Source organism: Pantoea sp. WEP, from assembly GCF_041678305.1.
In the GTDB taxonomy this organism is placed as follows: domain Bacteria; phylum Pseudomonadota; class Gammaproteobacteria; order Enterobacterales; family Enterobacteriaceae; genus Pantoea; species Pantoea dispersa.
This window is the reverse complement of the sequence record NZ_JBGNXB010000001.1, coordinates 1,140,474-1,157,366: the sequence shown is the minus strand read 5'-3', so window position 1 is coordinate 1,157,366 and position 16,893 is coordinate 1,140,474. Positions and strand designations below refer to the sequence as shown.

Below are 16,893 nucleotides of genomic sequence, written 5' to 3'. Positions count from 1 at the left end.
TTACTGCTCCTCGCTTTGGGCATCGCTGGCACCGTGTGTGCTGTCGCCGCTGTCCGGCGCTTTGCGCGATGACAGCTGACGCTCGATGTCAGTCAGTCGCTGCAATTTACGCTGGGTATCGTCCAGCGTTTGCCGCAGTTGCGTTTGCTGCTGACGCAGGCGATCCAGTTCGGCGTCATTGCTTTGCTGCAGCGCGGCGTAGCGGCCGCGCGCCTCGCTCAGCTCCAGCTGCGCGGCCTGGTTACTGCGCCACAGCTGCAGCAGCGGACGCACCGCCGCCGGATAATCCGCGCTATAGCTGTCGAGCGTATCAACGTACTGACGGCGCTCCACCGGCGTCACGTTGCCGTTCGCCAGCAGGATGCCCTGCTTAAAGGCGCGCGCCCAGTTCTGTACCGGCCAGCGCCGCGCTTCCGCCCGCGCTTCGGCCGCCGACAGCCGCTCACCGCAGTCGATAGCGCGCTGCCAGTAAAGTGGATTGCTCATGGCCGCTGGTGCTTCAATCTGCCAGACATTCTGGCAATCGGTGGCCAGATAATCCGCCAGGCGCACGTCCGGCTCCGGCAGGTTCACCGCACCGCGCGGCGTACTGCTCTGGGGCGGCGCCTGACAGGCGCTCAGGCCGATGGCAATCAGTGCGCCGATGAGAAATCGGCTGGATGTGAGTTTCATTAATCAGGCATTCCCGGCGCTGGTAGTCAAAATGATACGAAAACAGACGTCCGCGTCCGTGCGCGTGACCAACTGCAAATCACCCTGCATCCTGCGCAGGCAATCTTTGGCGATGCTTAATCCCAGCCCGCTGCCTTTCACCGGCCCTTTGCGCTGCTGGCTCCCCTGATAAAAGGGCTCAAAGATCATCGCCTGCTCTTCAGCCGGAATCGGCGTGCCGGTGTTCGCCACCTCAATCCACACCTGGTTGCCCTTCTGCTGGCTCTGAAGCCAGATGTTACCGGATTCGCTACCGTAGTTCACGGCGTTCGAGTAGAGGTTATCAATCACTCGCTGCAACAGCGTCGGTTCCGCCAGACAATAACGGGCCTGCAGATCGACATGCGTGTGCATCTGGCGCGCGCTGGCGGGCAGTGAGTGCACCCTGACGACGCTATCAATGATAGCGTCGATAGCCACCGGTTCCAGCCGCATTGGGCTGTCCGCCAGCCGGCGATTGTAGTCGAGCAGCTGTTCAATCAGCCGCTGCAGATGACGGCTGCTGGTGTCGAGAATGGCGACAACTTCCTGCTGTTCCGCATTGAGCGGGCCGGCAACCTGATCGGCCAGCAGTTCGGTGCCTTCGCGCAGGCTGGCCAGCGGCGTTTTGAGTTCGTGCGACAGGTGGCGCAGAAACTCATGCCGCTGTGCTTCCAGCCAGCTAAGACGTTCGCTGAGCCAGACAATGCGCTGTCCCAGCGAGCGGATTTCGCGCGGCCCGCGAAAGCTGACGCTATTGCCCAGCGTTTTGCCCTCGCCCAGTCGGTTGATCATGCGTTCGACGCGCTTAACCGGGCCGATAATCATGCCGGTGAACAGCAGCACCAGCACCAGACTGATCAAAAACAGTATCAGCGCCTGCCAGCCAAAAAACTGGCCGCGATCGGCAATTTCGCGCTGCAGCTGCAGGCCACGTGAAAACACCACTTCACGCGTGGCCTGCACCATGCGGGTGTTGGCGGCGGAGAATGCCTCCAGCGCGCTCGCCGCCGGTGCCAGCAGATTGCCGTTATCACACTGCAGCTTTTCCAGCTGCGGCAGCGCGCTCTGCAATATTTTGAACGTTGGCAAATCGGGCAGGCTGGCGGCATGGCTGCTGAGCATCTGGCCGTAGCGGCTCCACTGCGTTTGATACAGGCGTGCCAGACTGGCATCGCCCAGCACGCAATACTGGCGATAGCTACGCTCCAGCTCCAGCGCCGTACGCGCCATCGCCTCACTGCGACGCACGTCGGTAAAGGTGTTGCGGTTGGTGTCCGCCGCCTGATTACTCAATGCTGAAAGGCTTTCCCATGCCTGCCATGCCAGCACCAGCAGCGGCAGCAGCACCAGCAGAAAGGCCATTAAAACCAGTTGCCGCAGGGATCGGGGAAACAGACGCCATCTCTTCACAACCGCGCTTCCTTTGAGGTGAGTTGCAGGCATGCTAGCGAAGTCCGGCAAGGTTAGAAAGGCTGAAAACGAAAACGGCAGGCCTTTTGGCCTGCCGTGAGAGCGACGCCGCAGCATCGCCTGCAAAATAGGTGGAGCCTAACTCAACGTTGCGTCCGGTGCTTGATAACGTTGCAAAGCAAGCGATTATCGGTTGGGTGGACGGCAGGCTCCGTTTGGTGCGTCATTCGATATTTTATGAGCTCAACCGCAGTGCGGGGCAATCATAGACAGGAGAATGAGCAACATAATGAGTATAGCAACTATCGTGCCAGAAAATAAATAGCCTTGTTAATCAGCACACTGCCAGCTCAGAGAGGGAATTAACGACGCTTTCGGACCGGCTGGTCTGGAAAAAGTGTCGCCGATTAGCAACGGCTTTAACGCGCTAACTTCGTGCCCATAAAAAACAATGATTTAAATGTCACCTTTTAGCGACAACTCAGTCGTGGGATTGTCGTCATTTTCCGACATGCCACAGATGTCAGGGAATCACAGCGGATCGAGAGCAGTGCCCACGCAACAAAAAATAAAAAAGGCCGCGTTGAGCGGCCTTTGCACGGTGCCCGTGAATGGGCACCGGTAAGAGACAGGATTCAGGTTTAACCCAGCTGCTTGCGCGCGTTGCGGAAAATGCGCATCCACGGGCTGTCTTCGCCCCACTCCGCCGGGTGCCACGAATTGCTGACGGTGCGGAACACGCGCTCCGGATGCGGCATCATAATGGTGACGCGCCCGCTTTCGTTGGTCACGGCGGTGATGCCGTTCGGTGAGCCGTTCGGGTTTGCCGGATAGGTCTCGGTGACTTTACCGAAGTTATCGACGAAGCGCAGCGCCACCAGCCCTTTCGCTTCCAGCTCAGCCAGATGCGCACCGTCACGTACTTCAACAAAACCTTCACCGTGCGAGACGGCAATCGGCATGCGTGAACCGACCATGCCGTCCAGCAGCAGTGACGGGCTGGCGGCCACTTCCACCAGGCTGAAGCGTGCTTCAAAGCGCTCGGACTGGTTACGCACAAAGCGTGGCCACAGCTCACTGCCCGGAATCAGTTCACGCAGATTCGACATCATCTGGCAGCCGTTACACACGCCCAGCGCCAGCGTCTGCGGACGATGGAAGAAGTTTTCAAACTCGTCACGCACGCGGCTGTTGAACAGAATCGATTTCGCCCAGCCTTCGCCCGCACCCAGCACGTCGCCGTAGGAGAAGCCGCCACAGGCGACCAGCGCGTGGAATTCCTCCAGACCACGACGGCCCGCCAGCAGATCGCTCATGTGCACGTCAACCGCGGTGAAGCCTGCGCGGTGGAAGGCAGCGGCCATCTCAACGTGCGAGTTCACGCCCTGCTCGCGCAGCACGGCAACGCGCGGACGCGCGCCGGTGGCGATCATCGGTGCCGCCACATCCTCTTCCGGACGGAAGGTCAGCTGCACGTTCAGGCCAGGATCGTTATCGTCTTTCTTCGCTTCATGTTCCTGATCGGCACAGGCCGGGTTATCGCGCAGGCGCTGCATCTGCCAGGTGGTTTCAGCCCACCAGGTACGCAGGGTGGTACGGCTTTCGCTGTACACCGCGCTGTCGCCGGAGCGGATAACAAAACGGTCGCCCGGCAGCGCTTTACCGATGACGTGAACATTGCTGCTCAGACCGTGATCGGCAAATACTTTTTCCACAGCCGCGCGGTCGGCAGCGTTAATCTGCAGTACGGCGCCCAGCTCTTCCGTAAACAGTGCTGCCAGCGCATCGCTGCCCAGCGCGGCGATATCCGCCTCAATACCGCAGTGGCCGGTGAAGGCCATCTCAGCCAGCGTGACCAGCAGACCGCCATCCGAGCGGTCGTGGTAAGCCAGCAGTTTCTGCTCGCTGACCAGCGTCTGAATTGCATTGAAGAAGCCAGCCAGCTGCGCGGCATCGCGCACGTCGGCCGGTTTGTCGCCCAGCTGGCGATACACCTGTGACAGCGCCGTGGCGCCGAGGGTGTTAGCACCGTTGCCGAGATCCACCAGCAGCAGCAGGTTGTCGCCTTCCGGCTGCAGCTGTGGCGTTACGGTGCGACGCACATCTTCAACACGTGCAAAAGCCGTAATGACCAGCGACAGCGGCGAAGTCATTTCGCGCTGTTCAGTGCCCTGCTGCCAGCGGGTTTTCATCGACATGGAGTCTTTACCCACCGGAATGGTGATCCCCAGCGCCGGGCACAGCTCTTCGCCCACCGCTTTTACCGCGGCGTACAGGCCAGCGTCTTCGCCCGGGTGACCGGCTGCAGCCATCCAGTTTGCCGACAGCTTCACGCGCTTCAGTGAACCGATCGCGGTCGCGGCCAGGTTGGTCAGCGCTTCGCCCACCGCCAGGCGGCCGGACGCAGCGAAATCAAGCAGCGCTACCGGCGCACGTTCGCCCATGGCAAACGCTTCACCGTGGTAGCTGTCGAGGCTGGCGGTGGTCACGGCGCAGTTCGCCACCGGGATCTGCCACGGCCCGACCATCTGATCGCGCGCCACCATGCCGGTTACGCTGCGGTCACCGATGGTCACCAGGAAGGTTTTTTCCGCCACGGTTGGCAGGTGCAGCACGCGGTTTACCGCATCGGCAATGGTAATGCCGTCCCGCACCAGCGCATCACCTTTCGCCTGCTGGCTGGCCACGTCGCGCGTCATTTTTGGCGTTTTACCCAGCAGCACGTCGAGCGGCATGTCGATCGGTTTGTTATCGAAGTGGCTATCGGCAAGGTTCAGGTGCTGCTCTTCGGTCGCTTCACCAATCACCGCGTACGGCGCACGTTCGCGCTGGCACAGCTCATCGAACAGCGCCAGTTTGTCCGGCGCAACCGCCAGCACATAACGCTCCTGCGACTCGTTACACCACACTTCCAGCGGGCTCATGCCTGGTTCATCGCTGAGGATGTCGCGCAGGTTGAAGTTGCCGCCGCGGCCACCGTCGCTCACCAGCTCCGGCATGGCGTTAGACAGGCCACCGGCACCAACGTCGTGGATAAACAGAATCGGGTTGGCTTCGCCCAGCTGCCAGCAGCGGTCAATCACTTCCTGACAGCGACGCTCCATCTCCGGGTTATCACGCTGCACCGAGGCGAAGTCGAGATCGGCATCCGACTGGCCGGACGCCATCGAGGACGCCGCACCGCCGCCAAGGCCGATATTCATCGCCGGACCACCCAGCACAATCAGCTTGGCGCCAACCACGATTTCACCCTTCTGCACGTGATCGGCGCGGATGTTACCAATACCGCCGGCCAGCATGATCGGCTTGTGATAGCCGCGCAGTTCAACGCCGTTGTGGCTGTTGACCTGCTCTTCATAAGTACGGAAATAGCCGTTCAGCGCCGGGCGACCAAATTCGTTGTTAAACGCGGCGCCGCCTAACGGGCCTTCGGTCATGATATCCAGCGCGGTAACAATGCGATCCGGCTTGCCGAAATCCTCTTCCCACGGCTGTTCAAAGCCGGGAATACGCAGGTTGGAAACCGAGAAGCCGACCAGACCCGCTTTCGGCTTCGCGCCGCGTCCGGTGGCACCTTCGTCACGGATTTCCCCGCCGGAACCGGTGGCGGCACCTGGCCATGGCGAAATGGCCGTCGGGTGGTTGTGGGTTTCCACCTTCATCAGGATATGCGCGGCTTCCTGATGGAACTCGTATTCACCCTGCTGCGCATCCGCGTAGAAACGCCCGACCTCGGAGCCTTCCATCACCGCGGCATTGTCTTTATATGCCGACAGGACGTGTTCCGGATGCTGCTCAAAGGTGTTTTTAATCATTTTAAACAGCGACTTCGGCTGTTTTTCGCCGTCGATAATCCAGTCGGCGTTAAAAATCTTGTGACGACAGTGCTCGGAGTTCGCCTGAGCGAACATATAGAGCTCGATGTCGTTCGGATTGCGGCCCAGTCTGGTGAAGGCATCGAGCAGGTAATCAATTTCGTCATCGGCCAGCGCCAGGCCGAGCGTGCGGTTAGCCTGCTCCAGCGACTCGCGCCCTCCGCCCAGCACGTCTACGCTTTTCAGCGGCTGCGGCTCATGATGCGCGAACAGCTGTTCTGCCGCGCTGAGCTCCGTGAACACGGTTTCCATCATGCGATCGTGCAGCAGGCTGGCCAGCTGCTGCCACTGCGCGTCAGTCAGCTGCGGTGCCTGTACATAGAAGGCCAGACCGCGCTCCAGGCGCAATACCTGTGGCAGGTCGCAGTTGTGGGCGATATCGGTGGCTTTCGATGACCAGGGAGAAATGGTGCCGGGACGCGGCGTCACCAGCAACAGACGCCCTTGTGGCGCATGTTCGGCGAGAGAAGGACCGTATTTCAGCAGACGCTGCAGGCGGGCTTGCTGTTCCGCGCTGAGCGGTGCGCTGACATCGGCGAAATGGACGTACTCGGCGTAAATATCACTCACCGGCAGATGAGCGTCCTGAAAGCGGGTCAGCAGTTTGTTTACACGAAATGCCGACAGAGCGGGCGAACCACGCAGAATTTCCATCATTAAAGATCTCTCGTCTTCGAAGCGCCGGGCGACGCTTCATGGGGCGCAACAGGGAAAACGGGCGGTATTATAGAGAAATGGCACGGGTTACGAAACCGTTTGCGCAGAAAAACTGAGCCTCAGGATTTGCCTGAATTTTGCGCAAATCTTGCTATATAAGTTGCCCTGTTGCGCTTTGTTGCGCAAAATGCCCCTCGCTCTGGGAGTGCAAAACAACATAAATACTGCCTTTAAAAGACAGAGGCCTGTGAGCCATTACGAGACAACTATTTGAAACGCCTGAAATTAAATTATCTGTTTATCGGTCTGATCACCGTGCTGCTTGCGCTGGCGCTGTGGCCGTCCATCCCCTGGTACGGGGGCGGAAAAGACGCGTTATCACAGATCAAATCGCGGGGAGTGTTGCGCATCAGTACCGTCAACTCGCCGCTGACTTACTACACCATCAATAATGCACCAGCCGGTATGGACTACGAGCTGGCGAAGCGTTTCGCCGATTATCTTGGCGTGAAGCTGGAAGTCACGGTGCGGCCCAACCTCGGCGACCTGTTTGACGATCTCGACGACGGCAAAGCCGACCTGCTGGCCGCCGGGCTGATCTACAACAGCGAGCGCCTCAGCCGTTATCAGAGTGGCCCGAGCTACTATTCCGTGTCACAGCAGCTGGTATATCGCATCGACAAGCCGCGGCCCAAAAACCTTGGTGATCTGAAAGGCCGGCTGATTGTGCAGTCCGGTTCAGCCTATCTGTCAACGTTACGTTCCGCCAAAGCGGACAGCTATCCCGATCTCGACTGGGCCATTTCCACCGATATGGGCCAGAAAGCGCTGCTGGAAGCGGTCGCCGACGGCAAGCTCGACTATACCGTGGGGGATTCGGTGACCATCGGCCTGCTGCAGCGTATCCATCCACAGCTGGCAGTGGCGTTTGATATTACCGATGAAGAGCCGGTGACCTGGTATCTGCCGCGTAACGATGACGATAGCCTGAACGCCGCCATGCTCGACTTCTACAGTCAGATGGGGGAAGAAGGCACCATGGCGCGGCTGGAAGAGAAGTATCTCGGCCACGTCGGCACCTTTGATTATGTCGATACCCGCACCTTCCTGCGCGCAATTGATAACACGCTGCCGGATATCAAGCCGCTGTTTGAGAAGTACGCGTCCAGTATCGACTGGCGCCTGCTGGCGGCGATTTCCTACCAGGAGTCGCACTGGAATCCGCAGGCGACCTCGCCCACCGGCGTGCGTGGCATGATGATGCTGACGCGCAATACCGCTGACAGCCTCGACGTGAACGATCGTCTCGATCCGGAACAGAGCATTCGCGGCGGCAGCGAATACCTGCGGCGCATGATGGAAAAAGTGCCGGAGACCATTCCGGAAGATGAACGCATCTGGTTTGCGCTGGCGGCCTATAACATGGGCTACGCACATATGCTGGATGCACGCCGGCTGACGCTTAAACAGGGCGGCAATCCGGACAGCTGGGCCGACGTTAAGCTGCGCCTGCCGATGCTGAGCCAGAAGCGCTATTACGCGCAGACCACTTACGGCTATGCGCGCGGCCACGAAGCTTATAACTACGTTGAGAACATCCGTAAGTATCAGATCAGCCTGGTAGGCTATCTGCAGGAGCAGGAGAAACGGCTGGCGCAGCAGTCGGCGCTGGAAGCGGAACTCGGTGCCGGTTATCCGGCCGTTGAACCGAAGATTGCGATGAACTAATCGGCGCGCAGCGCCTGCCGCTGCGCACGTTTCTGTTCGCGGCGCATACGGAAGAAGTCGCTCAGCAGCATGGCGCACTCCTCGGCCAGCACGCCATGCGCAATCTCAATCTGATGATTCATGCCCGGATGGCCGATCACATCCAGTAGCGAACCGGCAGCACCGGTTTTCTCATCCTTCGCGCCATAGACCAGACGGGTAATCCGGCTGTGCACCATGGCACCGGCACACATCACGCACGGCTCCAGCGTTACGTATAAGGTGGTGTCGAGCAGCCGGTAGTTATCAATCACTTTTCCGCCCTGACGCAGCGCCATAATCTCGGCATGCGCGGTGGGATCGCACTGGCTAATCGGCCGGTTCCAGCCCTCGCCAATCACTCTGTCACCCTGCACCAGTACCGCACCGACCGGCACTTCGCCCTGCTCCCACGCACGCCGCGCCAGTTCAAGCGCGTGGCGCATCCAGTATTCATCAGTTTGTGGGTTCAACGGGCAACTCCTGCGGTTTAACAAGGCGGCGCATTATAGACGGAATCCAGCTGCGATTCACTCCAGCTGTTGCAGTTCACCGCGCGGCGTCACGCGCCAGCGGTGCTGGCAGAAAAACAGCAGCGGATTATCCTGCTTGCTGTCGCTGTAGCCGCTGTACAGCTGCAGCGGCGTACCGATTTTTTCCTCGAGCTGCGCCACTTTTTCATGGCCGAGACAGCGCATGGCTAATACCCGGCCGCCACGGCCCGGTTTCATCTGGCTGGCGATCAGCTTCACGCGCGGCAGAAACGCGGAATCAAAATAGACCTGCTCCACCAGCGACTGCGGCGAGCCGGTAATCAGCCAGACATCGGCGTCTTCGCTACTGAGGTAGTCAGTCAGCCGCTGCTGCACCACCGGAAACGCGGTAACGCGCTCGCGAAACCAGCGGGCAAATTCGGCCTCACGCTGGCGCAGCGTGGCCTCACGGTGGCCAAAGGTGATAGCCCACAGCAGCAGGCTCATCGGCCAGCGCGCGGCGCGGCCCTTTATCAGCATACCCATGCCGATGACCGGCAGCAGCGGCACCACCAGCACCAGATTGAGCGGCTGGCGGCGCAGCAGATAACGCATAAACGTGCCAAACATGTCCTGCTGATGCAGCGTGCCGTCCAGGTCAAAAAATACCACGCGGCGATGCGAACCCTTTGTCAAACCCGACTCCTTTTTCTAAACGCGGCGATACCTGCTCTACAGTGTAGCCAGCATCGCGCGCCGGGGCGAAAGCTGTCATTTTTAATTCCAGTGGCTACAATGCCATTTGAATAGTTTATTCTCTGCGTCGGCGCAATGTCATCTGACATTCCTGGCCAGACATTTCCTTCCGCGAGCGGCTAAGCTGTGTGCGGGACTATGGATTAAGGATCGGACATGAGTTCATTGCTGCGAATTCGCCAGCTCTACCCACGCCTGGCGCTGAACGAGCGTCGGCTGGCGGATTTTTTGCTGTCGCAGCCTGATCGGGCACGGCATCTGAGTTCACAAAAACTGGCGGAAGAGTCAGGCGTCAGCCAGTCGAGCGTGGTGAAGTTCGCCCAGAAACTGGGTTACAAAGGCTTTCCGGCGCTGAAGCTGGCGCTGAGTGAGTCGCTGGCCGACCGCGATGCCATCACCGTGCACAACCACATTCTGAGTGACGATCCGCTTAAAGTTGTCGGCGAAAAGCTGCTGACGGAAAAGATTTCGGCGATTCGCGCCACGCTGGATATCAACAGCGAAGAGAAACTCACGGAAACGCTGCAGCTGCTGAAAAACGCCAACCGTATTCTGCTGGTCGGCATTGGCGCCTCCGGGCTGGTGGCGAAAGATTTTTCGTGGAAGCTGATGAAGATTGGCATCAACGCCGTAGCCGAGCAGGATATGCACGCGCTGCTGGCCAGCGTTCAGGCGATGGCACCCGGCGATGTGCTGCTGGCAATCTCCTACACCGGCGAACGTCGCGAGATCAACCTCGCGGCGCAGGAAGCAGCAGCCATTGGCGCCGATGTGCTGGCGTTTACCGGCTTTACCCCGAATTCGCTGCAGCAGTGCGCCACGGTCTGTCTGTATACCGTCGCCGAGGAGCAGAGCACGCGCAGTGCGGCCATCTCCTCCACCAGCGCCCAGCTGGCGCTGACCGATCTGCTGTTTATGGCGCTGGTGCAGAACGATCCGGAACGCGCCTCCAGCCATATTCGTCACAGCGAGGAGCTGGTGAAAAAGCTGGTCTGATTGCCCCATGATCAGGGTATTCCCCACCCTGCCTTAGCCCGAAATTGATCATCGGGCGGGGCAATGCTTTTGTTGCCTGTCGCTATCCTTGTTTTGGCCCGATTAAACGCATTTTCAGCATCGGGCTTGCAGGATAATTTCCGATGTATATGATCAGGGCAAATTTACTCATCTCTCTCGTCATGCTGAAACTTATTTCCCGTTATGCAGGAATTGGCGTTATCAACACCGCGATTCACTGGACGGTGTTTGCGCTTATTCTCAAGCTGTTCGAGTCAGGCCAGGCTATGGCAAACTTTGGAGCATTCTGCGTTGCGGTGACGTTTTCCTTTTTTGCTAATGCCCGCTGGACCTTCTCTTCTGCAGCCACGCCCTTGCGTTACCTGCTTTATGTCAGCTTTATGGGAGGCATGGCGGCGCTGGTTGGCTGGATGGCCGACGCCTGCACGCTTTCCCCGGTGGTTACCCTGATACTCTTTTCCTTTATTAGCCTGGGTTGCGGCTTCATCTACTCAAATTACATCGTTTTCAGGGAAGTAAAATGAAATTGTCTCTCGTCGTGCCCGTCTTCAATGAAGAGGAGACCATTCCACTCTTTTATCAGGCGGTTCGTCATGAATTAGCCGGCTATCAGGTGGAAATTGTTTTTATCAATGACGGCAGTAGCGATGGCAGCGAAAACATCATCAATGCCCTGGCCATCTCGGATCCGCTGGTCATTGCGCTGTCATTCACCCGCAATTTCGGCAAAGAACCCGCGTTGTTTGCCGGACTGGAGCATGCCACCGGTGACGCGGTTATCCCGATTGATGTTGATCTGCAGGATCCCATCGCCGTTATCCATCAACTGGTTGAACGCTGGCAAGCGGGTGCCGATGTGGTTCTGGCTAAACGGAAAGATCGCAGCGCCGATGGGCATGTCAAACGTAAAACAGCCGAGTGGTTTTATCACTTTCACAACCAAATCAGCTCGCCGAAAATAGAGGAAAACGTTGGCGATTTTCGTCTGCTGTCGCGCGAGACGGTAGAACATATAAAAAGCCTGCCGGAAAGGAATCTGTTCATGAAGGGCATTTTATCCTGGGTTGGCGGTAACACAGCGATTGTGGAATATGATCGGGCTGAACGCGTCACAGGGGTGTCGAAATTTAATGGCTGGAAATTGTGGAATCTGGCATTAGAAGGATTAACCAGTTTTTCCACCTTCCCCTTACGCATCTGGAGTTACATCGGCGGTAGCGTCGCGTTACTCTCCTTTCTTTATGGATTCTGGATGATCATCGATAAACTGCTCTGGGGCAATCCGGTGGCGGGTTACCCTTCGTTGCTGGTTTCCATTCTGTTTTTGGGTGGAGTGCAACTTATCGGCATCGGTGTTCTGGGCGAATATATTGGCCGAATCTACATTGAGTCCAAACAAAGACCACGCTACGTGATTAAGAGCAGGAAATGAAAAAAACAGTTTTTGAGCGTCATCCCTCCGCCATGTATCTGATACTGGCCGTCGCTTTACTCATCGGTTATAGCCCGGTTTATTTATCAACATACGGATTTTCCGACGACTGGTTCTATTTATACGCATCCACTACCGATGCATTCAGTATTTTCAAATGGGATATCTTATCGGGCCGACCTTTTTATGGTGCTATCCGCTACTTCTTCGCTTTCCTGATCGATGACGTGCAGGATTTGACCTGGCTCCGTGCACTCTCATTATTAAGCCTGATTTTACTGGGCGGGTACATTATCCGTTTCCTTGAGCGTCGCAGCATTTTCGCCAGCGCGGTCCAGCGTCTGACGTTTGCCACGTTGATTTGTTTGCTGCCCTCATTTCAGGTTTTTGTCGGCTGGACAGTCTGCTTTCCTTATGTCCTGTCCGTACTGCTGGCGGGCATCAGTTATTCAACGCTGGCGGAAAACAAAGGCCTGGGCCGGGTGCTACTGTCGGCTATTTGCCTGACGCTTTCCTTTGCGATTTACCAACCCGCAGCCATGAGCTTTTTATTCTTTGCCCTGCTCGATCTGGGCATGACCCGGAATAATTATCAGCGCAGCGCGGTGATCAAGCTGATGTTGATGCTGGGATTTGGCATGGTGATGGCGCTGGTGCTGGCGAAAGTTTCTGCCGCTCGTGCTGTTTAATGAAGTACTGGCCAGAACCAATATCACCTTAGCGCCGCTGAAAAAAATCACCTGGTTTATCGCTGAACCGCTCAGAAATGCGCTGTGCAACTTTGATACCGGGCGCTCGATTGTCAGCATTATCATCTCCTGCTCACTGATCATCGTGGGCATTGTGAAGGCACCCGATTTCAAACCGCGTAAAGCTTTTCTGTTCCTGTTTTTTTTGGTCGCGGCGGGCATTCCTAATCTTTTGGTGAGTGAAGACTGGGCAGCCTATCGCACGGTTATCGCGCTGTCGTTAATCACTACCTCAGCCTTCATTGCTGGCTTATTCGTGATCTTTAATAAGCTGAAGATAACCACGTCTGCCAGTATCGTTTGCCTCGTTATTGCGGTGCTCTCATGCATGCTGAATATTCAGAAAGGCTTCTCTACGCCTCAGCAGCGCGAGTATCAGTTGTTAAGCAGCGCAATCACCGGGAACGTGCCTGCAGAATACTCTGGCCAGCTTTATTATCGTATCGATAGCGACAACTTACCTGCTGTCGCAAAATCCAAAAAATACGATGAGTTCGGTTCGCTTTCGCTGGGTATGCCATGGACCTTTGCCGGTATGGCCGACGCGATTAAAAAAGAGCACGCGATGAAGTTTTCCTTGCCAAAAGCGCCCGTTATCTACGGCAGCGATCAATGTCCAGGTGACTGTCTGACGCTGGATGCCACTCACGTGCTGGCACCGGTAAAATAAAGGCCAGCGCCGCCACTATTTCGCTAACCGCGCAACGGCTCTGCTTACCGTTGCGTGGTTTTCTGGCTATGGCGCGGCATCAGATCGGCTGGTCGCAGCCACGTCGCCATGTTCTGCTGGCGGCTGAATACTACGCTAAGTCATTTTTTGAACGCCACTCGTCGTGATAATATGCGTGCCGCTCAGGGGATCGCCCCGCTGGTTTACGCCTGCATCGATTGAAAAATCACACTGCAAGGCGCTATTTCAGCAGGCGTTTTACGCCGAAGAGCGGAACTAACCATGAAACATGCAATGAAAACAAGCAACTGATGAGCTTATGCCATGGCACTGATAATCACTGAGCGCTGCATTAACTGCGACATGTGCGAGCCTGAGTGCCCGAACCAGGCGATCAGCATGGGTGAATCGATCTATCAGATCGACGCTGACCGCTGCACTGAGTGCGTGGGTCATTATGATGAGCCGACCTGTCAGAGCGTCTGCCCGATTGATAACACTATTCTTTCAGACCCACAGCACGTGGAAAGTCGCGACGCGCTGTGGGAGAAATTTGTGCTGCTGCACGCTTAATCTTCGATAATCACCGTGGCGCAGGCGTAGTGACGCTCGTCGGCCAGCGTGACGTGCACATGCTGCACGCCCAGCTGGCTGGCAATCACTTTGGCCTGTTCAAAGAAACGCAGGCCAGGCTTCCCCAGCGCATCGTTGTACACTTCAAACTGATTGAACGCCAAGCCGCCGCGAATGCCGGTGCCGAAGGCTTTTGCCGCCGCCTCTTTCACCGCAAAACGTTTGGCCAGGAAGCGCACCGGCTGCTGATGCGCCTGATACTGCTGCCACTCAGCTTCGCTCAGCACGCGGCGCGCCAGGCGATCGCCGGAGCGTTCAATTACGCCGGCGATACGCTCGATCTCGACGATATCGCTGCCCAGCCCCAGAATGGCCATTAGCGACGCGCTTCCCGCATTAGTGCCTTCATGTCGCTGACCGCCGCTGCAAGACCGCTGAACAGCGCACGACCAACAATCGCGTGACCAATGTTCAGCTCATGCATTTCCGGCAGCGCAGCAATCGGCTGCACGTTGTGATACGTCAGACCGTGGCCAGCATTGACCTTCAGGCCGCGGCTGGCGGCAAAGGTCGCAGCGCTGGCGATACGCGCCAGCTCGGCTTCGCGTGCCAGCCCTTCCGGTGCTTCAGCATAGGCGCCAGTGTGGATTTCAATGTAAGGCGCACCGCTGGCGACCGCCGCTTCAATCTGGCGCTGATCGGCATCGATAAACAGCGACACCAGAATGCCCGCCTCGCTCAGCTGTTTGACTGCCGCATTGACTTTATCCTGCTGACCGGCCACATCAAGGCCGCCTTCCGTGGTCACTTCCTGGCGCTTTTCCGGCACCAGGCAGACAAAATGCGGTTTGATGTCGCAGGCGATGCCCACCATTTCGTCGGTGACTGCCATCTCAAGATTCATGCGGGTATGAATGGTGTCGCGCAGGATCCGCACGTCGCGATCGGTGATGTGACGGCGATCTTCACGCAGGTGCACGGTAATGCCGTCTGCGCCCGCCTGCTCCGCGACAAACGCGGCCTGTACCGGATCGGGATAATTTGTGCCACGCGCGTTACGTATGGTGGCAATGTGATCGATGTTGACCCCTAACAGCAACTCAGCCATGACAATCCTTAAATGTGTTCAGTATGTTTGCAGTGTAACGCGCGGAGCCTGTCAGGTGCATCACCCGCGCTCGTCGTTTGCCACGTTCGGTCGTTTTTTCGGCACAAACTGACGGAACAGCTCCTGGCTCTTCAGCGGCTTACCGCCCAGATAAGGTTTCAGCGCCATGCGCGTGAAGCGTTTGGCGGCACGCAGCGTGTCGGCGTCGGGAAATTCGCGCTCCCACAGCGCGCGCAGCTGGCGGCCGGTGAAACTGCGCTGATTGACCACCAGACTGGCGATAAAGCCTTTCTCTTCGCGATAGCTGTAGGTCATGCTGTCGTCAACCGCCTCGCCGCTGCCGGCGCAGTGCAGAAAGTCAACGCCGTAGCCCAGATGGCCCAGCAGTGCCAGCTCAAAACGGCGCAGCGCTGGCTCGGGCGAACCATTGGCCGCCGCCAGCGTCTGGATACAGGAGAGATAATCGAAGAACAGTTCGGAGAACGGGATTTCCTGCTCCAGCACCCGCGACAGCAGCTCGTTAACATACAGGCCGCAGTAGAGCGTGATGCCGCTGAGCGGCAGCGCCAGCGATACCGCTTCAGCGTTACGCAGGGTTTTGACTTCGCCACGGCCGCCCCAGCGCACCAGTAGCGGTGTGAAGGGTTGCAGTGCGCCTTTCAGCTGGGAACGGCGCGAGCGTGCGCCCTTGGCAAGGACGCGGACGCGTCCCTGACTTTCGCTGAACAGGTCGAGCAGCAGGCTGGTTTCGCTGTAAGGGCGACTATGCAGCACAAAGGCGCGTTGCCAGCCTTCCATCAATTAGTCGTCTGTATAACCCAGGCTGCGCAGCGCACGTTCGTCGTCCGCCCAGCCCGATTTCACTTTGACCCACAGCTCGAGATGGACTTTCGCCTCGAACATCTCTTCCATGTCTTTACGCGCTTCGATACCGATGGTTTTGATTTTGGCACCTTTGTTGCCAATCACCATCTTCTTCTGCCCTTCGCGCTCGACCAGAATCAAACCGTTGATGTCATAGCCGCCGCGCTCATTAGAGACGAACTGCTCGATCTCCACAGTTACCGAATATGGTAACTCGGCGCCGAGGAAGCGCATCAGTTTTTCACGGATGATTTCTGAGGCCATGAATCGCTGCGAGCGATCGGTGATGTAGTCTTCCGGGAAGTGGTGATCCGACAGCGGCAGGCGCTTGCGGGCAATCTCCGCAATGGCATCCACGTTTTTACCGGTTTCGGCGGAGATCGGCACGATCTCGAGGAAGTTCATCTGCTGGCTGAGGAACTGCAGGTGCGGCAGCAGGATGCTTTTATCCTGGATGTTGTCGACTTTGTTTACCGCCAGCACCACCGGAACTTTGCCGTCACGCAGCTTGTTCAGCACCATCTCATCGTCAGGCGTCCAGCGCGTGCCTTCCACCACAAAAATTACCAGCTCAACGTCACCGATGGAGCTGCTGGCAGCACGGTTCATCAGGCGGTTGATCGCCCGCTTCTCTTCCATGTGCAGGCCGGGTGTATCCACGTAGATCGCCTGATAAGCGCCTTCGGTATGAATACCCATGATGCGGTGGCGCGTGGTTTGCGGCTTGCGCGAGGTAATCGACACCTTCTGCCCCAGCAGCTGGTTCAGTAAGGTGGATTTGCCGACGTTAGGCCGGCCGACAATCGCAATAAAGCCGCTGTATGTTTCGAGTTCGCTCATTCGGGTCCTGATTGGGCAGCCTCACTGCTG

At 57.7% G+C, this 16,893-nt stretch carries 16 protein-coding genes; 7 read left to right on the top strand and 9 right to left on the bottom strand.

Going from position 1 to position 16,893, the window contains the following annotated elements; genetic code table 11:
• From qseG to purL, 3 genes are all read right to left on the bottom strand, one after another.
• A complete protein-coding gene (qseG, locus tag ABVR31_RS05270) occupies positions 1–672 on the bottom strand; it encodes a two-component system QseEF-associated lipoprotein QseG (RefSeq protein WP_150058775.1) in 672 nt (223 codons plus the stop codon).
• A 3-nt stretch (positions 673–675) separates the two neighbouring features.
• Positions 676–2,103: a HAMP domain-containing sensor histidine kinase gene (locus ABVR31_RS05265; RefSeq protein ID WP_141496574.1), complete on the bottom strand. Its 1,428-nt coding sequence runs from the start codon at positions 2,101–2,103 to the stop codon at positions 676–678.
• A 641-nt stretch (positions 2,104–2,744) separates the two neighbouring features.
• The gene (gene purL / locus ABVR31_RS05260; protein ID WP_372771998.1) at positions 2,745–6,635 is read right to left on the bottom strand and encodes a phosphoribosylformylglycinamidine synthase; all 3,891 of its coding nucleotides are present in this window, start codon (positions 6,633–6,635) and stop codon (positions 2,745–2,747) included.
• A gap of 270 nt (positions 6,636–6,905) precedes the next feature.
• On the opposite strand from purL, the gene mltF reads away from it, so the two are divergent.
• Positions 6,906–8,363 (top strand): membrane-bound lytic murein transglycosylase MltF, encoded by a 1,458-nt coding sequence (gene mltF / locus ABVR31_RS05255; RefSeq protein WP_021506534.1) that lies wholly within the window; start codon positions 6,906–6,908, stop codon positions 8,361–8,363.
• On the opposite strand, the gene tadA is transcribed toward mltF, so the two are convergent.
• A complete protein-coding gene (gene tadA / locus ABVR31_RS05250) occupies positions 8,360–8,854 on the bottom strand; it encodes a tRNA adenosine(34) deaminase TadA (RefSeq protein WP_241798360.1) in 495 nt (164 codons plus the stop codon). The two genes, mltF and tadA, sit on opposite strands and share 4 nt — an antisense overlap.
• Positions 8,855–8,911: 57 nt before the next feature.
• The gene (gene yfhb, locus ABVR31_RS05245; RefSeq protein ID WP_010618503.1) at positions 8,912–9,550 is read right to left on the bottom strand and encodes a phosphatidylglycerophosphatase C; all 639 of its coding nucleotides are present in this window, start codon (positions 9,548–9,550) and stop codon (positions 8,912–8,914) included.
• Between the two features lie 216 nt (positions 9,551–9,766).
• On the opposite strand from yfhb, the gene ABVR31_RS05240 reads away from it, so the two are divergent.
• The 6 genes from ABVR31_RS05240 to ABVR31_RS05215 all read left to right on the top strand — a co-directional run bounded on the left by ABVR31_RS05240 (position 9,767) and on the right by ABVR31_RS05215 (position 14,051).
• On the top strand, positions 9,767–10,606 hold the full coding sequence (locus ABVR31_RS05240; RefSeq protein WP_021506531.1) for a MurR/RpiR family transcriptional regulator: 840 nt from the start codon (positions 9,767–9,769) through the stop codon (positions 10,604–10,606).
• A gap of 182 nt (positions 10,607–10,788) precedes the next feature.
• Positions 10,789–11,151 (top strand): GtrA family protein, encoded by a 363-nt coding sequence (locus ABVR31_RS05235; RefSeq protein ID WP_058781808.1) that lies wholly within the window; start codon positions 10,789–10,791, stop codon positions 11,149–11,151.
• Positions 11,148–12,059 (top strand): glycosyltransferase family 2 protein, encoded by a 912-nt coding sequence (locus ABVR31_RS05230; protein WP_372771995.1) that lies wholly within the window; start codon positions 11,148–11,150, stop codon positions 12,057–12,059. The genes ABVR31_RS05235 and ABVR31_RS05230 overlap by 4 nt, the downstream gene beginning before the upstream one ends.
• Positions 12,056–12,748, top strand: a complete 693-nt coding sequence (locus ABVR31_RS05225) for a hypothetical protein (RefSeq protein WP_372771993.1) — start codon at positions 12,056–12,058, stop codon at positions 12,746–12,748. Before ABVR31_RS05230 ends, ABVR31_RS05225 begins: the two co-directional genes overlap by 4 nt.
• Complete coding sequence (locus ABVR31_RS05220) at positions 12,738–13,478, top strand: hypothetical protein (RefSeq protein WP_372771991.1); 741 nt, start codon at positions 12,738–12,740, stop codon at positions 13,476–13,478. The genes ABVR31_RS05225 and ABVR31_RS05220 overlap by 11 nt, the downstream gene beginning before the upstream one ends.
• A 324-nt stretch (positions 13,479–13,802) precedes the next feature.
• Entirely contained in the window at positions 13,803–14,051 is a 249-nt protein-coding gene (locus ABVR31_RS05215) for a YfhL family 4Fe-4S dicluster ferredoxin (protein WP_010617759.1), read from the top strand.
• Here the strand turns inward: ABVR31_RS05215 and acpS are convergent.
• From acpS to era, 4 genes are read right to left on the bottom strand one after another with little or no spacing between them, the layout of a single operon-like run.
• Positions 14,048–14,428, bottom strand: a complete 381-nt coding sequence (acpS, locus tag ABVR31_RS05210) for a holo-ACP synthase (RefSeq protein WP_010617758.1) — start codon at positions 14,426–14,428, stop codon at positions 14,048–14,050. The two genes, ABVR31_RS05215 and acpS, sit on opposite strands and share 4 nt — an antisense overlap.
• Entirely contained in the window at positions 14,428–15,159 is a 732-nt protein-coding gene (gene pdxJ / locus ABVR31_RS05205; RefSeq protein WP_372771989.1) for a pyridoxine 5'-phosphate synthase, read from the bottom strand. Before pdxJ ends, acpS begins: the two co-directional genes overlap by 1 nt.
• Before the next feature lie 60 nt (positions 15,160–15,219).
• Complete coding sequence (gene recO, locus ABVR31_RS05200) at positions 15,220–15,957, bottom strand: DNA repair protein RecO (RefSeq protein ID WP_058775641.1); 738 nt, start codon at positions 15,955–15,957, stop codon at positions 15,220–15,222.
• A gap of 3 nt (positions 15,958–15,960) precedes the next feature.
• Positions 15,961–16,863, bottom strand: coding sequence for a GTPase Era (gene era / locus ABVR31_RS05195; RefSeq protein WP_058758278.1), 903 nt, complete (start codon positions 16,861–16,863; stop codon positions 15,961–15,963).
• Positions 16,864–16,893 lie beyond the last annotated feature (30 nt).